Below are 21,665 nucleotides of genomic sequence, written 5' to 3' on the forward strand. Positions count from 1 at the left end.
GCTATAATACGCTACACTGGCTGTTTAACGGAAATATCCCGCACCTGCTCTCAATAACCTTTGCCGTTTTTGTGAACTGTGCCCGGCTTTACCGGCTGGCCCTGTTTATCCCTTTGTCGAATGTTTCCAGTGCAGCCATTGCATTACGTTATTATGAGCTGAATAAACCGTAATGAACACATACGAAAACGATATGATATTGTGGCAAAAGCTAAGGGAACAAGATCCGGATGCATTTGCCTATATCTATACTACCTACCGGAAATGGTTGATGGTGGTCGCTTATGGTATTGTGCAGGATGAAACGGAAGCGCAGGACCTGGTGCAGAAGTTCTTTGTGGACCTCTGGCAAATGGACTGGAAAAAAACAGGTGATCTGACAGGACCTATCAGGAATTTCTTGTTTATCAGTATTCGCAACCGTAGCCTCAACCATGTACGTGCCAGTGAAATCCAACGCAAGCGGTTTGCTCAAATCCAGTTGCCCGAAACATTTGAAGCGCCTGTCAATATTTTAGAAAATAAGGAGCTGCAACAACAATTGTCAGATGCCATGTCCCTACTGCCGACTGTCAGGGCGCGGGTCTTTAAACTGGGGTACCTGTACCAGCTCTCACGACAACAAATAGCTGAAAGACTAGGGGTCAGCGAAGCCACAGTAAAAACACACATGGCGCTTGCCTTAAAAGATCTACGGAACCTGTTGAAAAAAAATGTGCATTGACATTAGCCCGCTATGTCAAAAAACGTGTCTTTATTTAAGTAATGAGAAGAAATCTGGATATACAACAGCTGATGACGGAGAAAATCGGAGGCATCATCAGCGCCGCCGATGAAGCTTATCTTGACCACCTGATCGAAACGGACGGCGTGGTGGCGGCTGCGTGGGATGAAACGAAACAACTATTTGGCGAAGAAGATGTGAATGATAACTTCTGCCGCTTTGATAATCTACTATGGCAAAAAATGCCCTTCCAGACAGACAAAGCCGTCTGTGCCGAGCTCCTTCCTCTGCCTGTCCTGCGGCATAAAGCATCAATACGCATACGTCCGGTCATATGGGCAGCCGCAGCCTCCCTCTTAATGCTGCTATTGGCAGCATGGTGGCTGTTCCGCTCCCCTGCAATCACTGCTCCCGCGCTTTCACTGACCGATGCGCATGCCGGCGTTCAGCTGCAGCTAGGTAACGGGAAAATTTTAAATCTGTCTAAGGACAGCGGTCTCCTTCATACAGGCACCTTACAGGCAATCAACAATAATAAAACGCTCGTGCTGCCCGTAAGTACCATACCGGCACATATGAATAATGAAAGCTTAACATTGGCAGTGCCGGTTAGTAAATATTATACGATAAAGTTATCTGATGGAACACAGGTCACTCTTAATTCGGCCTCAATACTCCGTTTTCCGGTACCCTTCTCTGCTGACAACCGCGAGATATATATTTCAGGAGAGGCTTTCCTGACGGTGGCAAAAGATTCCAGGCATCCATTTCTGGTACACACACCACAAGGAACGGTGCAGGTACTTGGAACCGCATTTAACGTCAATAGCTATGACAGCAACAATGTTAAAATTTCACTTGTTGAAGGTGCCGTAAAAGTGAAAAATGTAATATTGAAACCTGGCGAGCAGGCCGTTACAACAAATTCGGGCATCAGTATCCATCCCTTCGACGAATCAGAAGAACTCTCCTGGCGCCAGGGCGTCTTCTATTTCTCCAATACCTCCCTGTCGGAAATAGCCCGCGTGCTTCCCCGCTGGTTCGGTATCCCCGTGATCATGGACAACAATCACATCGCCGGCGAAACCTTCACCGGAAGCCTGGAGCGGAGCCAGTCCATCAACACATTCCTGGAAAACCTGAAATCAACAACAGCCGTAGATTATTATTTCGATAAAAACGGACGCCTGCATTTTAAATAAGAATCATTTGTCCAACCACTGTTTAAACAGCGGCACTTTTTCTTTGCTGACCAGCACTTCCCGCTCGGGGTCCCGCTTCAGCCGTATCTGCAGTTTGCCGTTAAAAGAGTGGAGTATACGGTCTATACTGTGTACTCCGATGATATGCTGCCGGTTGGCACGGAAAAACTGAATAGGGTTTAACTGCTCTTCCAGTTCGTCCATCGTCTGGGTGACCACCACATGCGACTTGTCCTTCAATACCAGATGGGTGACATTGGCAGCATAAAATACAAAATCAACATCCTCTACCAGCACAGTGCGGTACCCATCCCGGAACGGGAGCATGAAACGGGTACGATAGGAAACTTCCTTTTGTTTGAAAAATTCAAGTAGCTGTTGTACCATCTCGGTCGGACCAGCCTGCACCGGTTCTTTTCTGATCTTGTCCAGCGCCTGCCGCAGGTCTTCTTTCTCAATCGGTTTCAACAGGTAATCAATACTATTCACCTTGAATGCCCGGATGGCGTATTCGTCATAAGCGGTAGTGAAGATAACAGGGCATTGAAGCGGCACCTGCTGGAAGATGTCAAATGACAAGCCATCGGCCAGCCGGATGTCCATCAGGACCACGTCTGGGTGAGTGTGCTCCCGGAACCAGGCCACGCTGCCGGTCACGGTGTCCAGCAGGGCGTCCACCTCTGCATCGGGACAGATGTCCTGCACCAGGTTCTTTAAGCGGGTTGCATTGGGTTTTTCGTCTTCTACGATCACAATTCTCATACAGTTAATTTTAAAAGTCCAGTAAGGGCAGCATCACCATAAACATCCCGTTTTCTTCTTTGATATCGGGTGCCTGGTCGGAAAGCAGGGCATAACGGTTCCGGATATTTTCCAGGCCCAGTTTGGTTGAGGGTATCACATTGGGGATACGCTGCGTGTTATTGCTGACAGTTAATTTTCCTTCTTCGTTCTGATAAATATGAATGTGCAATGGATGGTCCCCGGTGGCCACATTATGTTTGATGGCATTCTCTATCAGCAGCTGCAGCGTGATAGGAGGGATGCCCCGGCCGGTAATATCATCCGGCACGTCAATCCGGATGTCCACATTGTCACCATGCCGTATGCGGATCAGGTAGATGTAGGCCTGTATGAAACGCAGCTCTTCTTTCAGCGTGATAATATCATTGGGAAGATTGACGATCATATACCGGTACACACGCGAAAGGTTTTCGAGGAAAGACAACGCTGTGGTTTTATCTTCTTCTATCAATGCAGACAGCGTACTGAAATTATTGAACATAAAATGCGGGTCGAGCTGTAGTTTGAGGGACTGCAGCTGCGACTGCATGGCTATCTGCCGTAAATCGGCAGCTTTGAGTTCCAGCTCAGAAGCCTCCAGCATGGAGGTTTTCCAGCGTTGCAGAAAATAGTTGCCGGTATGTACGGCGCTGATCAAAATCGATAACATGACACACACAAAGACGAACTGCCACTCTTCCAGCTTTTCCGGTACGGTGACCGGCTCGTTCTCCCTCGGCCCGAATATAAGTGAGAGGATCACGTAAAAAATACTCAGCAATACACCTACGGAGATGATCTGGCCACAGAGCTGAGCAATGAAACGCCGGATAGGCCATCGCTCCCAGGGAATCCACCGGTCCATCCACCGGGCGGTGATCAGGCTCAGCTCCGTGATCAGCCAGCAGAAGATCATCATAATGGTGATCTCTGTCATCCAGTCCTTCCAGCTCTGTTTGAACATCTTGGTCCATGACTCGCTGTAAGGATTTACCAGGTAGGACAACAGGTAATACAGGAGAAATATCATCGGAATGATAAATATCCGGTAATACCTGTTGAACATTTTTTCTGCTCTGTTATTTTTGGTCATTGCTTGTTTTTAGTGCTTCAACTGGGCCTAAATATAAAGTAATCATATGATACCTATTTCCAGCCGCCGCCAAGGGAGCGGTAAAGTTCCACTACGGCGCTTTGTTGGGCACGTTGTACGGAAGCGAGGTCCAGCTCACTTTGCAGTACATTGCTCTGGGCGGTGATGACTTCCAGGTAGGTGGCCATGCCACTTTGAAACAGTAAGCCGGCGTTTTTGGTCGCGCTATGCAGCTTGTCCACCCTCAGTTGCGTCATCTCCTGTTGCGCTTTGAGTTTGTCGATCTTCACGAGGGCGTCTGATACTTCTCCAACGGCTGTCAATACCGATTTTCTGAAGTCGATGGCTGCTTTTTCCCATTCAATTTTAGCTATTTCCCAATCTGTCTTTAACTTCTTCCGTTGGAAGATCGGCTGCGTGATGCTGCCGGCTACTGTTTCAAAAAGGCTGCCTGGTATGCTGAACCAGTTACTGGCTTTAAACGTGTTAAGGCCGGCAGTGGCGGTAATGTTCAGGGCCGGGTACATGCTGGCCTGCGCGATGCCTGCTTTGGCATTGGCCACTTTTACGGCCATTTCGGCTGCCTGTACGTCGGGGCGTTGACTGAGCAGACTGGCAGGAACGCCTGCCTGCAGGGGGCTGCCGGTGACAACGGATGAAGGCCGGTTGCTGCGGCTTACGCTGGCGGGCAGCGTGCCGGTAAGGATGCTCAACGCATTTTCCTGAAGTATGATCTGCTGCTCCAGCTGGGGTAGCAGGGCGGCGGCCACCTGCCGCTGCGCGGCGGTTTGTTCGATGGCCAGGTTGTTGATCATACCTGACTGGTACTGCAGCTGCATCATCGACAGGGTGCTGTCGTTCAGCGCCAGGTTTCTGGCGGCAATGTCGCGTTGCTGGTCCAGCATCAACAGGTTGTAATACCCCTGCGCTACTTCGCTCACGATGCGGGTCTGCACAGCGCGGGCGGCTTCATTGCTGGCGAGGTAACCAGCCAGGGCGGCTTCTTTCATCCGGCTGATTTTACCCCAGGCCACAACTTCCCAGCTCAGGCTGACATTAGCGTTGTAATCGTCCATATAACGGGTACCCATAAACTGGTCGGCCATGGAGCCGTTCAGGCTGTTCCTGGACGGGTAGCTGCGGTTGGCCTGTATCTGCAGGTTGATGTCCGGCAGATTGCCCAGCCTGGCGGTTTTGAGCGTTTGTGCGGAGATCTCCGCATTTTTCAGGGCGGTCTGTATGTCGAAGTTGTGGGCGATGGCGCTGTCGATCAGCGTTTGCAGCGCCGGATCAGTGAAGAAGGTCTTCCACGACAGCTGGCCGATATTGCTGCTGTCTGCCGGAGCGGCCATGTCCCGGTATTGGGCGGGTACCGCGGTAGCCGGTCTGGTGAACTCTTTGCCCACCCTGCAGGCCATCACCGTGCTGGAAAGCACGGCAATAGCGAACAACAGTGATTTATTGGTAGTCATTGTATACTGAATTTTTAAAAGTGTTTATACCGCTACGGCTTCTTTGACCGCTACCGGTTTTTTACCGGAGACTTTCTCCTGCAGGTACTGGAACACGATAAATAATACCGGGATGATGAACACACCGAGGATAACACCGGACAACATACCACCGGCGGTGCCGATACTGATGGAGTGGTTACCCAGGGCTGACGGACCTTTTACGATCATCAGCGGTATCAGACCGGCCACAAAGGCAAGCGATGTCATGATGATCGGACGGAGACGCAGCTTGGCAGCCTCCAGGGCGGCCGACAGGAGCGTTTTGCCTGCACGGCGCCGCTGTACGGCAAATTCAACGATCAGGATGGCGTTCTTGGCCAACAGGCCGATCAACATCACCAGGCCTACCTGCACATAAATGTTGTTATCGATACCGGCCATGTTGATAGCGAGGAATACGCCTAAAATACCGGTAGGGATGGACAACAGTACGGCCAGCGGCAACAGGTAACTTTCATATTGCGCTGCCAGCAGGAAGTATACGAACACCAGCGCCAGGATAAAGATGAACACCATCTGGTTGCCGGCGCTTTTTTCTTCCTTGCTCAAACCGGTCCATTCGTAGCTGAAGCCGGTAGGCAGTTTGGTAGCTGCCAGTCTTTCCACGGCCCTGATGGCGTCGCCGGTGCTGTAACCCGGTTTGGGTATGGCATTGATGGCGATGGAGTTGAACAGGTTGTAACGGTTCATCATCTCCGGGCCATATACTTTCTTCAGGGTAATGATACTGTTCACCGGCACCATCTGCCCCTGGTCGTTCTTCACGAATATACCTTCGAGGCTGCCGGGATTGCTGCGGGACTTAGGCTCCGCCTGTACCATCACGCGGTAATATTTACCAAACCGGTTGAAGTCATTGGCCTGGTTACTACCATAGTAGGTCTGCATGGTCATCATCAGGTCGCTCACGCTCACGCCCAGCTGTTTGGCTTTTACGGCGTCCACCATCAGTTCGTATTGCGGGAAATCCGCCTTGAACATGGTAAAGGCCACGCCTATCTCGGGTGTCTGCATCAGTTCACCGATGAACTTATTGGCTGTTTCGCTGAACTTCTCCACGGGGCCGCCGGTGCGGTCCTGCAGTACCAGTTCCAGGCCGCTGAAGGAACCGAAGCCGGGCACTGTCGGGAAGGTGAACACACTGAAGGTGCCTTCCTTGATGGTCGCCAGTTGTTCGGTAAGTACGGCCACGATGTGGTTAATATCGCTCGTGTCGCCGCGTTCCTTGATAGGCTTCAGTTTCACAAAGCCCATCGCGTAAGCGGGACTGGCGCCGTTGCTCAGAATGTTATAACCGGAGATGCTGGTCTCGGATTCTACGAAGGACATTTTTTTCAGGATGTCGTCTGCACGGTGCAGTACCTGTGTGGTCCTGTCCAGGCCTGCGCCCGGAGGGAGCGACAGGGAGTAGGCCACGAAGCTGCCGTCCTCGTTGGGGATGAAACCTTTCGGCGTGGTCTGCATCAGCCATACGGTGGCCGCAGTAATGATGCCGAGTAAACCAAGGCCCACCCATTTATAGGAGATCAGCCATTTTACCGCGCGGCCGTATTTATTGGTCAGTGCTGTAAAACCGGAGTTGAACGCGGTGAAGAAACGGCCTGCAAATCCTTTTGGGGCGGCGGCTTTGCCATCATCTGTGCCTTCGCCGGCGTGGGTGTTCTTCAGGAAGAGGGCACACAATGCGGGGCTCAGCGTCAGCGCGTTCAGCGCGGAGATCAGGATGGCGATGGCCAGCGTGAAGGCAAACTGCCGGTAAAACACACCTGTTGGTCCTTCCATAAAACCTACCGGCAGGAACACGGCGGCCATGACCAGGGTGATGGACACGATAGCGCCGGTGATCTCGCCCATGGCGGACATGGTGGCGGCTTTGGCCGGCAGGTGCGATCGTTCCATCTTACTATGCACGGCCTCCACTACCACGATGGCGTCGTCCACCACGATACCGATGGCCAGCACCAATGCAAAGAGCGTCAGCATGTTGATGGAAAAGCCCATCATCTGCAGGAAGAAGAAGGTGCCTACCAGCGATACCGGTACCGCGATGGCAGGGATCAGGGTGGAACGGAAATCCTGTAAGAACAGGAACACGATCACAAACACCAGCACGAATGCTTCTATCAGCGTGGATTTTACCTGTTTGATGGAGATGTCCAGCTGCTCTTTGGTGCTCATGGTTATATTGTAACGTATCCCTTTGGGGAACAGTTTGGACGCATTTTCCATTACTTCGCCGATGCTGGTCTGGATGGCGTTGGCGTTGGACCCGTTGGTCTGGAAGATGGCCATGGTCACGGCATCTTTGCCGTTCACGCGGTTATCGGTGGAGTAGTTGGCGGACCCCAGCTCTATACGGGCGAGGTCTTTCAGGTACAACACAGAACCGTCGGGCGCTACGCGGATAACGATCTTTTCATATTGTTCAGGGAGATTAAATTTCCCTTTATAGTTGATAACGAAAGACAGTGGTTCGTCGGAGCCTTCCCCGAACTTACCGGGAGCGGCTTCCAGGCTCTGGTCACGGATAGCGTTCATCACCTCGGCAGGCGTAACGTTATAGGCCGACAGCTGTTCAGGCTTCAGCCATACGCGCATGGAGTAGTCCTTGGCGCCGAAGATCTGCGCCTGGCCTACGCCCGGAATACGTTTGATCTCGGGGATGACGTTGATCTTGGCATAGTTCTGCAGGAAAGCTTCGTCGTATTTTTTATTATCGTCGCTCACCAGGTCGAGGATCATGATCATCCCGTTCTGTTGTTTGGTGGTGGTAACGCCGGCCTGTATTACTTCAGGAGGCAGTTGGCTGGTTACCTGGGCTACGCGGTTTTGTACGTTTACCGCGGCCTGGTCAGGATCGGTGCCCAGTTTGAAGAAAACGGTGACAGAGCCGGTGCCGTCGTTGCTGGCGGTGGACTGGATATAGGTCATGTTTTCCACGCCGTTGATGGATTCTTCCAGTGGTGTTACTACCGAACGCAGTACGGTGGCTGCGTTACCGCCGGGGAAGCTGGCACTTACCATAACGCTGGGCGGCGCAATGTCGGGGAATTGGGTCACCGGCAGGCGGGTAAGGCCTACGATGCCCAGGATCACCAGGATCACCGATATCACGGTGGCGAGTACTGGTCGTTGAATAATTTTATTGAGCATGACTTGTATTGCTTTGGATTTATTTCACTGCTGCTGTGGCAGCGGTATCTTTACTGCTGGCGGCGGGTTTCACCACGGCGCCTTCCATCAGGGTTTCTATACCGGCAGTCACGATCCTGTCGCCTTTTTTCACCCCTTCGTGCACGATGAAGTTTTCTCCGCTTCTGCCAGCCAGATCAAGGATGCGGCGTTCCACTTTATTGCTGTCTCCCACCTGGTAAACAAACACTTTGTTCTGTAATTCCAGGGTGGCGGCCTGCGGCACCTGTATCACGCCACTGTACAATTGTTCTACCCGCACTTTGCCGGTATTGCCGGAACGCAGCAGGGAAGCCGGATTAGGGAAAGTGGCACGCAGACTGATAGCGGCGGTGGTTTTGTTGAACTGGCCATCTACCATCTCGATACGTCCTTTATGTGCGAAGGCTTCTCCGTTGGAGAGGATTAACGTTACAGGGCGCAGCTGTTTCAACTGCTGCTGTAAAGTGGCGCCGGACGCACCTTTGCTGAAGTTCATGAAGTCGTTTTCACTCATGGAGAAATACGCATATACTTCGCTAATGTCAGACAGGGTGGTGAGCGGCGTTGCATCGCTTTTACCTACAAGATTGCCGATTCTTTTGGGGATACGGCCGATGTAACCACTTACCGGCGCTTTCACCAAAGTAAAACCCACATTGATACGGGAGGAGGCTACCGCTGCTTTGGCCTGTTCCACATTGGCTTTGGCCGTTTGTAGCGTGGCGAGGGCTGTTTTTAACTGCATCTCGGCCATCACTTTGTTGTCTACCAGCGGTTTAACTTTGTCCACTTCCAGTTGGGCCGCATTCAGCGCGGATTCCATGGCATGCAGACTGGCGATGTCCTTATTGAGCTGCTCACGGTAGGTCTGGTCATTGATCTGGAACAGCGGCTGGCCAGCTTTCACATAGCTGCCTTCATCGACAAATATTTTATCGAGATAACCATCCACCTGTGGACGGATGTCGACATTCACCTTTCCTTCCAGCAGTGCGGAGTAATCGTTGGTGGTCATCGCGGTGGTGGTGTCTAAAGTCATTACCGGCAGTTCGGGCACGGGAGCTTCCATTCCGGCAGCTTCTGCTCCGGCTTTGCTGCCGCAGCTGCTGAGGGCGGCCGGCAACAGGCAGGCTATCATCAGCCCCGGGATCAGATGTCTGCTTATGTTGCTTTTTGGGTGTGTCATTGCCATCATTTTTTCTTTATAGAGGGCAAATGTGTGCTATTACAGGCGTGTACAGACCGACAATCCGGATGAACCGGAAAAAAAGGAGGGTGAACCGGAAAATAGGGGGAATGAAAAAAGACCGCCAGTGGAGGCGGTCTTGATAAATCAGTTAGGGGCACTTAAGGCTTCTGCTGGTTCTTTTTGAGCGTTTCCACTTCCTTTTTAAGTTCAATGAGGTATAGGGTGAGCTCTTCTATTTTCTGCATCAGCTTAGTGTTGATGGCGGCTACGTCCATTCCCTCTTTCTCGATGGTGGCGGCAGAAGGAATGTCCGGTAGATGTTGGTGCCGGGAAATAAAGGCTTCTACGGTATCAAGGGAAGGCAGGACATAGCTTTTACTGAACACGAAATCGGGCCATCCTGTGGCAGTGACTTTTACCCGTTGAGCCGTAATGGTACCGTTAACCGCCAGCAGCGACTGTGGGGAGGCTGTACCAATACCGATGTTGCCATGAGGATCGATACGCATTCGTTCCTTACCGGTAAGCGTGGTGAAAGTGATGTAACCATCTGCCATGGAACTTCCCCGGTAGAAGTTGATGGCGGTGTTTTGAACGCCATAAAACTGATGTTCTAACGCAAAAGACACGACGTTGGCGGGTTGTGTCCTGAAAGTACGAATACCGAGATAGGTCCCGTCACCATTGCCATCGCCCTCCGGCAGCCTGCCAAAAACGCTTGTCAGAGTCTCTGAGGCAACTGTGCCCATGTCGAGGGTGGCACGGGGACTAACACCGTTGAGCCCGACTTTACCTCCTGACTCCAGCAATACTCTTGACCAAGGCGTAGTAGGTGAGTTGTTGGTTTTTCGGAAAAACAATTGTTGGTCAAAAAAACTGCCGGAGAATTGCATGGAAAAATTAATGTCATTGTTCGAATGCCTTACATCCAGTAAATGCCACCAGCCGGAGGCGCCTGAAGGATAGTTTACAGGCGCCAGAGTCTCAAAAAAGCCGGGATGGGCACTACTGCCGGATTGGCCGGCGTCGTCCTTCTTTTCAGTGGTCTGCGCTATCGCTTGAATGAAGATGCTGGCAAGGAATAAGGTAAATGTGATTCTTTTCATATTACAATATATGGGTTATGGATTGATGTCGTCCATCCGGAGCCACCCCGGAATAAACCGGTCAACGGTGGCCTTTTTAATAAAATGAAACACTATACGCTGTGATATTTCAAGGCAAACGATAAGAAAAACTGTAAACAATATCGAAATGATGCAGTTGAAATGTGGAGATACGCGATGGTGTCCGAACAAATTGGCATTCGGTTGACAGGAAAGATACCAGGTCCCGGCCATCACCAGATAACTCAATGTTATTGCAGAAAGGGATTTCAGTAGCCTGCCGGGAAACGTGGGACCATCAACAGTCAGTATTTCCAGTAAGTTTACCAGGAATAGAAACACTGGCATCAGCATTACCAAAAGGGTTACTTGTAGTTGTATTCTTTGTCGATAGATATGATAGTATCCTTCATCAAACCAATTGTCAGGAATCACCATCGTCACCCAGTACGTCCCGGCAAACAATATCACAATCAGTATATAGGGCAATAGTCTACGTAAGGTCATAGCTATATCATCGTGCTTTATTAGGCGAGCAGCCGAACTTCTTTTTAAAAGCGGCACTAAAATGTTGAATAGACGAATATCCCAGCATGGTCGCAATCTCGCCAACTGTTTTATGTTGGTCCAGCAGGTAGGTGCGGGCCAGTTCCAGCCGCTGTTCGGCTACAAAGCCAAATGCAGTGGTATGGAACATCTCTTTAAAGCCGTGTTTTAATTTGTATTCGTTTAGCCCTGCCAGTTTGGCCAGTGCAGAAAGGGTGGGAGGGTTCTCCAGGTTTTGTGACAGGTGCTCACGGACAAAGTGCAGCCGGTCGCGGTCATAGGGAGTACGTACCACGGAGTTTTTGGCGTGATGGTGTTCCTGGTAGGCAGCAGCTTCCAATACCAGCATCTCAATGGCTTTGGAAAAAAGGAACATCTTTTTAATACCGCCCTGGTAGCCGCAATGCAGGATGGCGTTGATGGTCTGCTGCATGGGAAGCGTAATGGGCATGGAACGGGGAGAAAGCGTGCTGCGCTGGCCGTTCATTACTTTATCGGCAAAGCGTTGCAGCACTTCATCGGAATGTTCTGTCAGTTGAAGAAAGAGGTCTTTGGAAAACTGGAGTATAAAAGCGGAAGCTTCCAGCTCCTGGATGTTCAGTACTCCCGGCACCATTTTGTTATACAGCATGTTGTGCGTATTGGTGGTAAAGTGCAGTGGCGTCTTCCCGTCAATAGGCTCCATGAGCAGGTCCCCTTTCATGATGAAATGCAGGTGGACCATATCAGCTTCGGTTTGCCAGGTCAACTGGCTGCGGCTGCTGTACTCCCAGTTGCTCCGGATCATGCGGATACCGTCGAACTGCCAGGTGGAAATTTTTCCCTGGCCAAACGGCGCCGATACTTCTGATGACTTTTCATGCAGTTGCGGCGTATAGATGTCCGGTTCGTCAGCATTGAATTTTTGCCGTCCGTTTCCGGCGGCGTCCCATTCCATCGGCATGGTACTTTTTTTACAAATCTAATTCCTTTTTATATAAATAAGGCTCCTTTTAATATAAACGGAAAAGGCCGGTGGTACAGACCTTTGTCGGTATAAAATCAAGTTAAGATGAACACCTATTTATTGAGTTTATTGGTGCATATTACCGGGCTGGCGATGGTGTCCGGTATCGTACTGGCAGGATTTATGGCGAACCGGCGGTTTTGGAAGATTTATGCGTCCGACAGGGTAAGGGCAGTGGCTATCCTGGACCTGACGGCCCGCTTTCCGGTGGCGATGGGCATAGGGATGTTATTGTTGCTCCTCTCGGGCACCATGATGATGGCACTGGTACATGGTACCTATGGGGAACAGCTCTGGTTCAGGATCAAAATGATCATGTTTCTGTTGGTGATCCTCAACGGGATACTGGGTAGAAGGCTGGGCCTGAAGATGAAGCCGGTATTGCAGGCGGCCACATCGGGCGAGAACATCAGCGCGTCCATTGAACCGCTGAAAGGCCGTCTGAACCTGTTCTACATTATCCAGCTGTTGCTGCTGCTGGCTATTTTTGCTTGTGGCGTATTGAAATTTACCTGACGGGTGCCTGGACGCTCATCTTTGCCATGGCGCTGTCTATCCAGGTGATGACCGCCTGTTGCTGGGCAGGTGTCCATATGGCTTCCTTGTGGATCAGGGTATAGGAAGATAACGGCATTTCGCCTTCTGTGATTTGTTCTTTCATTTCTTTCAGCTTATGCAGCTGCCGCTTAGGGGTATATTTTCCGTACTCATGGAAATTCAGTTCTCTCTTGCCTTCGTTGACATGATTTGCCAGCCACCAGCTCACAGGCTGTATCTCCGCGTACCAGGGATAGTGCGTATAGTTACTGTGACAGTCATAGCAGGCTGCCTGTAATAATGCATGGATGCTGTCCGGCGTGGGGATTACCCGGCTAATGTCTGCTGTCTGGTCATTTCCCAGGTTTTTAGCCGGCCGGAAAAGCTGTATGCCGGCGAAGATGAGCAGCAATATGCCCGCGATTAATTTTCCCTTTTTCATAAGTAAGTGTCCCGGGGCATTGGCCCCGGGGCTGTTTCAAATATAAGAAAATAAGTGGACCTGTTTATTGTTTCCCTGGTGTTATCAATTCTTTTACAGCACCACAGCCGGCCATTTTACTGCCCATATAAGGATTTTTAATCGTGGCGGATTCACTCAGCCAGTAAGCGCCTTTATTTTGATCATACATGGGGCAATGGGCGCGGTACAGGGGCTGGCCCCCACCGAAGGCTTTGGCCAGTTCATACATATCGTCGCTCATCATCACGAAGTGTTCCCGTTGATGCGCGATGTTACCGGCGTTTTTGCTGATATGTTCGGCGTGTTCCTTCAGGTCTTCTTCATTGTTGAGATAGATTTTTTTCTGGTCTGCCGTGAGGCGGGAGACGTCTGCTTTTGCCAGGGCGGCGCTCATCGTTTCGCCGGCTTTGGCAGCGGCGGCATCGTCATCGGCGGCGAGGCTGTTTTTCAGTTGCAGATAGCCGTCCACGATGCCTTTCATGGCGGTGGCCATAGCGGGGTCCACATCGGTGAACTGCGGCTGTATGGTGGTTACGTCCGCAGCGGTGGCAGGTGCGGCATCATGATGATGCGCGGTGGCGGTGCTGTCGGTGTGACTGCCCTCATGAGTGGCGGTTTGGTTGTTGCAGGCGGCAAAGGCCAGTGTGGCTACTGCCAGTGTGCTGGTGATAATCGTTTTCATGCGTGTGTACGTATACGTTAGTGTTAGTGAATAGTTTCTTTTATTTCTCCGCAGGTGAGCATCTGTTCACCGAAATACGGGTTCTGAATACCTTTCTCAGTGCTCAGCCAGTAGCCGCCTTTATCGTTGAGGGCCATAGGACAGAAATCCACATACAGGGCGCCGCTGCTGACGCCTGATTTTTTCACCAGCGCAATCAGCTCATTGCTGAGCAACGCATAGGCGGTGCGCTGTGCTTCAATATCTGCTGCCGACACGATGGCGGCTGCGGTGCTGGCGGTCTGTGTACCGCCGGCGAGGTCTTTGGCGCCTGTTTCAATAGCATTGGCTGCAATGCGCGCTGCGCCGGCGTCGCCGTTGACAAGCGCCTGCGACAGCAACTGGTATTGCTGGTACACGGCGTTCAGCTGATCATCTTTCAGCTGAAGGGCTGCCGGCTGTGCGGCAGCGGCGATAGCCTGTTCCGGCTGCTGCTGACGGGACGTGTCTGTGCTGTTACCGGTGGTGGCGCTGTTGCCGCAGGCGGCCAGCACCAGGGCCGAGAGTACGGGAATGCCCGCTTTAACGAATGATGTCATGTGTTGATTTTTATGATGAACAGTAGGTTTTTTAATGTTGATGACTGGCAGCTGCTGCCAGCGGGTCTGCGCCTTTTTTGAGGATATACTCGCTGTACAGCAGGTAGGCGCCGGTCACCACTACTTTATCACCGGCGGTCAGCCCGTCTGCTATCTCTACGGCATCGTAGTTCTCTATGCCGGTAGTGACGATGCGCGGTTCAAACTTGCCCTTGCTTTTTTCTATCCACACATGCGTGCCTTTACCATCGCGGATAACGGCATCTACCGGTAACGTCAGTACGTCGTTTTTACTTTTAACAGGCAGGAGTATATTGGCCTGCTGGCCCGGCTGCCAGCGGTTGTCGGGATTGGGGATGGTGCCACGCAGCTGCATCAGCTGACTGCCGCTTTGCAGCGCAGGGTTGATGAACTGGACAGTCATCTGCTGCGGCTCCTGCTCCCAGCCGGCCACCATTACTTTAACGGTCTGTCCGGGTTTTACTGCATCGGCTTCCGCAGGGTAGAGGTCCGCTTCCACCCACAACTGCTGATAGCCTTCGAGGCGCATCACCGGACCGCCCTCGGCCACATACTGCCCTTCGGTGACAGACAGTTCGGACACTACGCCGCTTTGTGTGGCGGGATACGTCACATAGGGATTGACTTTCTGGGACTGCAACAGCTGCTGAATAGCGGCGTCGGACTGGTCATACAGCGACAGCTTCTGCCGCGCGCCTTTTTCTATCTGCGCAAAACGGGCATCATCGGGAAACTGCCGCGCCTGCGCGGCCGCCAGCAGGTATTCCTGCTGCAGCGCTGCCAGCTGCTCGGAATAGATGCGGTACAGCGGTTGTCCTTTGGTGACTTTGACACCGGTTTCGCGTACGTACAGCACTTCCACACGGCCGGGCACGCGGCTGGAGATGATATTGGTCTTCTCCGGATCGGTGGCCAGGCGGCCGTTCAGCTGTTTAAAACCTGCCAGGTTGCCGGCGCCAATGGTGACGGTGGTGATATTGGCCAGCGCTATCTGGCTGTTGTCCAGCGTGAGTGAATGGTCCTTGTTGTTTTTGTCGAACGGTACCAGGTCCATGCCGCAGATAGGGCAGGTGCCGGGTTTGTTCTGCACGATCTGCGGATGCATAGGACAGGTGAACGTGGGCTGTGGCCCTGCTTGTGCCGCAGGTTTGCCGGTTTCCTTGCAGGCCGCCAGCAATACCGCAGGAGCAAGTGACACCAGGAATATATTGCGTAAGAAATTTTTTCTTTCCATGGTTTGATGTTTTACACTATGGATTGGTTTTGATAAAACTTTCGCTGTCTACCAGGTAGGCGGCGTTGGAAGCCACTTCCCAGCCGGCGATGTTGGAAGTTACCTGTACCATGCCGGCTACAGTGGCGCCGGTGGTTACAGCTACCGGCGTAAAGGCGCCCCCTGTTTTCCGGAACACGAGCGACTGATTGCCGGAGCGGTACACGGCTTTGGCGGGCAGCCACCATCCTTCGTGGTATACCAGCGGTATGCTGGCGGTCAGCAGCTGGCCCGCGCGGAAAGGGTGCGCGCCCAGGTATACCCTTGCCAACATGAAGTTTTGGCCGTTGCGGTATACCGGCTCTATCAGCCCGATGGTGCCGGGTTGCATGGCGTTTTTGTCATGCACCGGGTACAGCAACAGGCGCTGCTGCGTTTTTATTTTCGATGCCAGCGTGGAAGGAAAAGAGAATTCCGCCACGAGGTTGTCTGCCTGGTAAATGGTGAACAGCGACTGCCCTGCGTTGACGTATTGCCCCTCCCGCAGCATCACGGGCGTATTGGCGGGTGCCGCCGGCGTAGCGGCTGTGGGAGCGCTGCCGCCGCCCATGCTGCTCATGCCGTCACCGGCAGGTGCGGCGGCAGGCGCCGTAGCGGTAGGCACTGCGGCACTGCTTTGCTCCAGGATATAGCCGTTGGCGTTACTATATACCGGTATACGGTAAAGGATACGCCCTGTTTTCAACACCTGGTCTATCTGCGCAGGCTGCATGCCCAGCAGCTGCAACCGTTGACGGGAAGCGGAAAGTAGCGGGCCATCCTGTTTGGCTACGAGTAACAGCTCCCGCTGTGCGGCAGCCAGGTCAGGGGAGTAGATCTCCATGATCAACTGCCCTTTGCTGACCGGCTGGTAGTTGTATTTGACCAGCAGCCTTTCGATACGGCCGCCTACACGGCTGGCGATGCTGGTTTGCCGGCGGGTATCATAGGTGATGACACCGCTCACTTCTGCCGTATGGATGCGCGTTCCGCTGGTGGCTTTGATCACCGGAATAGTGGCAATCACGCGGGCATTGACGGGCTGCGTCAGCGCGGTAATGCTGCTGTCCGGCGTTTGTGCGTGACCGGCAGCATGCGTCTGCGCCGGTTTACGCTGGCAGGCTGCGAGGCCCAGCAGCACCAGTGCGGCAACAGGCAGGATGTTTATATTAACGATATAGTTGTTTCTCATAATCCACGATCATTTCATAGAGTTTCAGTTTCTCGTCCAGAATATTGGACTGCATCATTGTCAGCGCCTCCCACGAGTCGATGACAGCGGAAAGCGACAGCTTGTTTTCCTGGTAGTTCAGGAAACCGGCGTCCAGCGTTTGCCGCAGCGCCGGCACGATCTTGTCTTCCATAGCGCTGATACGCTGTTGCATGGAACGTATTTCGTACTGCATGCCGTACAGCATGCCCTGCGTTTCCTGTAGCATGGCGGACTTCTCCTTTTCCATGGCGGCTACGCTGTATTCCATGGACTTAATGCCTGACTTGTACATTTTGGATGCCCATGGCACAATCGGTATGCTGACCATGCCCATGGCGCTGAAAGCTTTTGGCATCGCGGGACCCAGCGGTTGCATATGATCGAAGCGTATCCTGAAGTCAGGTTTTTTGTCCCGCTTCATGGCTTCTGCGTTGAGCTGCATGGACCGGATGCTTTCATTCATCTTCAGGATGTCCTGCCGCACGGCTGCCAGCGACGCGGTGTCATAGGACGATGCCTGCTCAAATACCGGCTGGTAAGCAGTGTCTATATCGAATGACTGGTTGCCGGGGGCGTTCATCAGGCTGTTGAGCCAGGAGCGCGCTTTGGCAATGGTGCCTTCCTGCATGCGGACCATGTTGCGGTTGTCTTCCAGTTTGGCCGCGGTTTTATAGACACCGCTGAGCTGCGACTGGTTATAGGGAAACCGCACTTCTTCAATTTTCTCCATGGTCTGCATGATTTTTTCATTCTCCTGCAACACGCGGATTTTTTGTTGTGCTACTATCCAGGTGAAGTACAACCGCTTTGCCTGCGCTTTTAATTCGTTGAGCGTAATGCCGCGGGTAGCCATTTCCACATTGCCCTGTGAAGCGATGTAACGCTTTTTGGCGGCCAGTTTGGCCGGATTGGGAATGTCCTGTTCCAGTTGCAGCATGAGGTTGCCTTTGTCGCGGTCGTCCATGATCATCTGGCCGGGATAGGGCGTCATAAAGGTGCCGGCGCCCACCATGGGGGCCATCCAGGCGGTGGCTGCCTCGGCGCTGTGGCGGTAACTTTCCGCCTTCAGGTCGTAGGATTGCAGTAACACGTTGTTGCTGTCTATTTTCTGCAGAATATTTTGCAGCGATAATACCGGCGCCTGCTGCGCGCTGGCCACATGCATCATCAGAGCCATCACCGGCATCAGTAACCAGGTGAGTCGCTTTGCGCCCTTGCTGCTTTGCGTTTCTGCCTGCGCATATTTATATTTAGTGATGTACTTCATGGATCTCCAGTTTTCCGTGCTTACGCAATTCATATTCTTTTGTCATGAGGAAGATCAGCGGGGTGACCAGCAAAATATGCGTGGACGAGGTGAGTACGCCGCCGATCATCGGCAGTACGATGGGTTTCATGACATCGGTGCCTACACCGTTGGCCCATAGCACCGGTACCAGTCCGAAAAGGGACACGCAGACGGTCATCAGTTTGGGGCGGAGCCTTTTGGCGGCGCCGTAGATCACGTGTACCCGCAGGTCTTCCCGCGTGATAGTCGCTGAGCTGTTGCCTTTTTGTTTCACTAATTGCTGCATGGCATCGTTGAGGTAGATGACCATCACAATACCTGTTTCCACCGCAATACCAAAGAGGGCGATGAAGCCCACGGCCACGGCCACGGACAGGTTAACGCCCCAGAAATAAATCATATAGGCACCACCGATAAGGGCGAAAGGAACGGTGATCAGGCTCAGGAAAGCTTCGCGGATGGAGTGGAAAGCGAAGTAGAGCGAAAAGAAAATGATGATCAGCACTACGGGCGCAATCCACAACAGCGTCTGCTGGCCGCGGATCAGGTTTTCGTACTGACCGCTCCACTCCAGGTAATAGCCCTGTGGCAGGATGTTTTGTGCCTGGCCCATTTTGTTGATGGCTTCCTGTACGGTGCTGCCAAGGTCACGGCCACGAACGTTGAACAGTACGGCGCCCCGTAGCATGGCGTTGTCGGACGTGATCATGGGCGGCCCGTCGGTGAATTTCACATCGGCCACGGCGGACAAGGGAACTTCGCCTGTGGTGGCAGACATAATGGGAATGCGGCGGATACGTTCCACACTGTTGCGGTAATCCTGTGCGAGGCGCACGCTGATAGAGAAACGTTGCCGCCCTTCGATGGTATTGCCGATGGGAGCGCCGCCCAGCGCGGTTTCTACGGTCTGGTTCACATCGTCTACGTTGAGGCCGTAACGGGCCAGGTCGGCCCGGCGAACGGTGATGTCGAGGTATTTGCCGCCGGTAACGGGTTCTACGTACAGGTCGGTGATACCGGGGGTGCCTTCCAGCGCTTTTCTCACTTTTTCGGAAACAGCGGCAATAGTGTCCAGCTGCTGGCCATATACTTTCACGCCTACGTCTGTACGAATACCCGTGGCCAGCATATTGATACGGTTGATGATGGGCTGTGTCCATCCGTTCACTACACCGGGTATCTGCAATTTGGCGTCCAGCTCATCGATGATGTCTTTCTTCGTTTTGCCTTCGCGCCATTGCGATTTGGGTTTCAGCATTATGATGGTTTCAATCATGCTGATAGGGGAGTTGTCGGTAGCGGTGCTGGCGCGGCCCGCTTTGCCCAGTACTTTCTCCACTTCCGGCACCGACTTGATGATTTTGTCCTGTACCTGCAGGATACGTTTGGCTTCTGCATTGGAGATATCCGGGAGGGTGACGGGCATAAACAGGATGCTTTGTTCGTCCAGCGGCGGCATAAACTCACTGCCCAGACTTTTCAGCAGCGGTATCGTGATCACCAGGGCTATCACGTTGACTGCGATGGTGGTTTTACGCCATTTTAATACGCCTTTGATGACCGGTTCGTACAGGCGTTCCAGGAACCTGTTGACCGGATTGGCATTGTCCGGCCGGAACTTGCCTTTCATAAAGAAGGAGATCAGGACAGGCGCGAGGGTGATGACCAGCAGGGCGTCCATGATCATGATAAATGTTTTCGTATAGGCCAGCGGGTGAAAGAGCTTGCCTTCCTGCCCGGTCAGCATAAATACCGGCAGGAAAGAGGTGATGATGATGATGGTGGCGAAGAAAACGCCGCGGGACACCTGTTTGCTTGACTGCTCAATGACTTTCAGCCTTTCTTCTTCGCTGATCCACTGCGGTGGTTTTTTAAATATCTTTTTCAGCCAGTTCATGTTATTGGTTTTTTTGTTGTTCCTGCCAGCTGGCGTACCGCTCAGCCAGATGTTTGTAGGCATTTTCACTCATGATGATCCCGTTGTCCACGATGACGCCGATGGCCAGTGCGATACCGGTGAGCGACATGATATTGGAGGAGATGCCGAAGGCGTTCAGCAGCAGGAAGCTGGCGGCCAGCGTAATGGGTATCTGTATGATGATGCTGAGGGCGCTGCGCCAGTGGAAAAGGAAGATGATCACCACTACAGACACGACGATCATTTCTTCTATCAGCGTATGTTTGATGGAGTCCACCGATTCTTTGATCAGCTGTCCGCGGTCGTACACGATATCAAATCTCACCTGGTCCGGGAGACCTTTGGCCACTTCTTTCATTTTGGCTTTCACGCGGTCGATCACTTCCGCTGCGTTTTCTCCGTAGCGCATGACCACGATGCCGCCTACACGTTCTCCCTGTCCGTCCTGGTCGAAGATGCCGAGGCGTGTTTCGCCGGTCATCTGCACGGTAGCCACATCGGCCACGCGTATGGGAATGCTGTTTTGTGTTTTGACGGGTATGTCGGCGATTTCCTCAGCGGATTTCAGGTAGCCGGAAGTTTTGATGATATAACCGATGTCGCTGATTTCAAATTTGCGGCCGCCGGATTCATTGTTGTTGGTGCGGATGGCGTTGATCACTTCGGGCACGGAGAGACGGTAGTACAGCAGTTTGTTGGGATCTACCGTGATCTGGTATTGTTTCTGGAAGCCGCCGAAGGAAGCGATTTCACTCACGCCCTCCACATTTTGCAGGGCGAATTTCACGTACCAGTCCTGTAGTGCGCGTTGTTCGCCGAGGTCCATCTGTGGCGCGTCGAGCGTGTACCAGAGGATGTGGCCCACGCCGGTGCCGTCAGGCCCCAGTTGCGGTGAAACGCCCGCCGGCAGCGTGCGGGACACGGTGCTGAGTCTCTCCAGCACTCTTTCGCGTGCCCAGTAGATGTCTGCATCATCCTGAAAAATAACATAGATAAAACTCATGCCGAACATGGAAGAGCCGCGTACATATTTGATTTTAGGCAATCCCTGGAGGTTGGTCACCAGCGGATAGGTGATCTGGTCTTCTATCAGCTGGGGGCCGCGGCCCATCCATTCTGTAAAGACGATCACCTGGTTCTCCGACAGGTCCGGAATAGCGTCGATAGGATTCTTTTTAACGGCATAGATGCCCCAGGCAAAGAGGGCGGCGGCCAGCACCAGCACAATGAAGCGGTTGCGCAGCGACCATTCGATAATTCGATGTACCATATATCTTAATTCAATGGATACCAGAAGATAACAGAAACCGCTGCGGGTACAAAGTCTGTCGTACACTGCGACGCGCAGCAGTAAACCGAATAACGGTATCGGTTAC

18 protein-coding genes are annotated in these 21,665 nt (G+C 52.6%); 3 read left to right on the forward strand and 15 right to left on the reverse strand.

Annotated features, from left to right (window positions below):
- The first annotated feature begins 172 nt into the window (after window positions 1-172).
- Together HGH92_RS31650 and HGH92_RS31655 are read left to right on the forward strand one after the other, a co-directional pair.
- Window positions 173-724, forward strand: a complete 552-nt coding sequence (locus tag HGH92_RS31650; RefSeq protein WP_168874854.1) for an RNA polymerase sigma factor — start codon at window positions 173-175, stop codon at window positions 722-724.
- Window positions 725-765: 41 nt separating this feature from the next.
- Complete coding sequence (locus HGH92_RS31655; RefSeq protein ID WP_168874855.1) at window positions 766-1,926, forward strand: FecR family protein; 1,161 nt, start codon at window positions 766-768, stop codon at window positions 1,924-1,926.
- A 3-nt stretch (window positions 1,927-1,929) separates the two neighbouring features.
- Here the strand turns inward: HGH92_RS31655 and HGH92_RS31660 are convergent, their stop codons facing one another.
- From HGH92_RS31660 to HGH92_RS31690, 7 genes are all read right to left on the reverse strand, one after another.
- Window positions 1,930-2,688: a LytR/AlgR family response regulator transcription factor gene (locus tag HGH92_RS31660; protein WP_168874856.1), complete on the reverse strand. Its 759-nt coding sequence runs from the start codon at window positions 2,686-2,688 to the stop codon at window positions 1,930-1,932.
- A 10-nt stretch (window positions 2,689-2,698) separates the two neighbouring features.
- Window positions 2,699-3,802, reverse strand: a complete 1,104-nt coding sequence (locus HGH92_RS31665) for a sensor histidine kinase (RefSeq protein WP_168874857.1) — start codon at window positions 3,800-3,802, stop codon at window positions 2,699-2,701.
- A gap of 53 nt (window positions 3,803-3,855) precedes the next feature.
- On the reverse strand, window positions 3,856-5,274 hold the full coding sequence (locus tag HGH92_RS31670; RefSeq protein WP_168874858.1) for an efflux transporter outer membrane subunit: 1,419 nt from the start codon (window positions 5,272-5,274) through the stop codon (window positions 3,856-3,858).
- Between the two features lie 24 nt (window positions 5,275-5,298).
- Entirely contained in the window at window positions 5,299-8,469 is a 3,171-nt protein-coding gene (locus tag HGH92_RS31675) for an efflux RND transporter permease subunit (protein WP_168874859.1), read from the reverse strand.
- Window positions 8,470-8,488: 19 nt separating this feature from the next.
- Window positions 8,489-9,676 (reverse strand): efflux RND transporter periplasmic adaptor subunit, encoded by a 1,188-nt coding sequence (locus HGH92_RS31680; RefSeq protein ID WP_247655102.1) that lies wholly within the window; start codon window positions 9,674-9,676, stop codon window positions 8,489-8,491.
- 161 nt (window positions 9,677-9,837) lie between these two features.
- Complete coding sequence (locus HGH92_RS31685) at window positions 9,838-10,785, reverse strand: hypothetical protein (RefSeq protein ID WP_168874860.1); 948 nt, start codon at window positions 10,783-10,785, stop codon at window positions 9,838-9,840.
- Window positions 10,786-11,299: 514 nt separating this feature from the next.
- Window positions 11,300-12,274: a helix-turn-helix transcriptional regulator gene (locus HGH92_RS31690; RefSeq protein WP_168874861.1), complete on the reverse strand. Its 975-nt coding sequence runs from the start codon at window positions 12,272-12,274 to the stop codon at window positions 11,300-11,302.
- A gap of 108 nt (window positions 12,275-12,382) precedes the next feature.
- On the opposite strand from HGH92_RS31690, the gene HGH92_RS31695 reads away from it, so the two are divergent.
- Window positions 12,383-12,853 (forward strand): hypothetical protein, encoded by a 471-nt coding sequence (locus HGH92_RS31695; RefSeq protein ID WP_168874862.1) that lies wholly within the window; start codon window positions 12,383-12,385, stop codon window positions 12,851-12,853.
- On the opposite strand, the gene HGH92_RS31700 is transcribed toward HGH92_RS31695, so the two are convergent.
- From HGH92_RS31700 to HGH92_RS31735, 8 genes are all read right to left on the reverse strand, one after another.
- Window positions 12,846-13,316 carry a heme-binding domain-containing protein gene (locus HGH92_RS31700; protein WP_168874863.1) on the reverse strand — a complete coding sequence of 157 codons (471 nt, stop codon included), beginning with the start codon at window positions 13,314-13,316 and terminating at the stop codon, window positions 12,846-12,848. The two genes, HGH92_RS31695 and HGH92_RS31700, sit on opposite strands and share 8 nt — an antisense overlap.
- Before the next feature lie 64 nt (window positions 13,317-13,380).
- Entirely contained in the window at window positions 13,381-14,019 is a 639-nt protein-coding gene (locus HGH92_RS31705) for a DUF3347 domain-containing protein (protein ID WP_168874864.1), read from the reverse strand.
- Window positions 14,020-14,042: 23 nt separating this feature from the next.
- Window positions 14,043-14,597 carry a DUF3347 domain-containing protein gene (locus HGH92_RS31710; protein ID WP_168874865.1) on the reverse strand — a complete coding sequence of 185 codons (555 nt, stop codon included), beginning with the start codon at window positions 14,595-14,597 and terminating at the stop codon, window positions 14,043-14,045.
- Between the two features lie 31 nt (window positions 14,598-14,628).
- Window positions 14,629-15,852, reverse strand: coding sequence for an efflux RND transporter periplasmic adaptor subunit (locus HGH92_RS31715; protein ID WP_168874866.1), 1,224 nt, complete (start codon window positions 15,850-15,852; stop codon window positions 14,629-14,631).
- A gap of 16 nt (window positions 15,853-15,868) precedes the next feature.
- Entirely contained in the window at window positions 15,869-17,062 is a 1,194-nt protein-coding gene (locus HGH92_RS31720; RefSeq protein WP_168874867.1) for an efflux RND transporter periplasmic adaptor subunit, read from the reverse strand.
- Complete coding sequence (locus tag HGH92_RS31725) at window positions 17,040-18,350, reverse strand: TolC family protein (RefSeq protein WP_211092803.1); 1,311 nt, start codon at window positions 18,348-18,350, stop codon at window positions 17,040-17,042. Before HGH92_RS31725 ends, HGH92_RS31720 begins: the two co-directional genes overlap by 23 nt.
- Entirely contained in the window at window positions 18,334-20,331 is a 1,998-nt protein-coding gene (locus HGH92_RS31730; protein WP_247655103.1) for an efflux RND transporter permease subunit, read from the reverse strand. The genes HGH92_RS31725 and HGH92_RS31730 overlap by 17 nt, the downstream gene beginning before the upstream one ends.
- The gene (locus HGH92_RS31735; protein ID WP_168874869.1) at window positions 20,270-21,559 is read right to left on the reverse strand and encodes an efflux RND transporter permease subunit; all 1,290 of its coding nucleotides are present in this window, start codon (window positions 21,557-21,559) and stop codon (window positions 20,270-20,272) included. The genes HGH92_RS31730 and HGH92_RS31735 overlap by 62 nt, the downstream gene beginning before the upstream one ends.
- Window positions 21,560-21,665 lie beyond the last annotated feature (106 nt).

This window comes from Chitinophaga varians (assembly GCF_012641275.1).
Classification (GTDB): Bacteria; Bacteroidota; Bacteroidia; order Chitinophagales; family Chitinophagaceae; genus Chitinophaga; species Chitinophaga varians_A.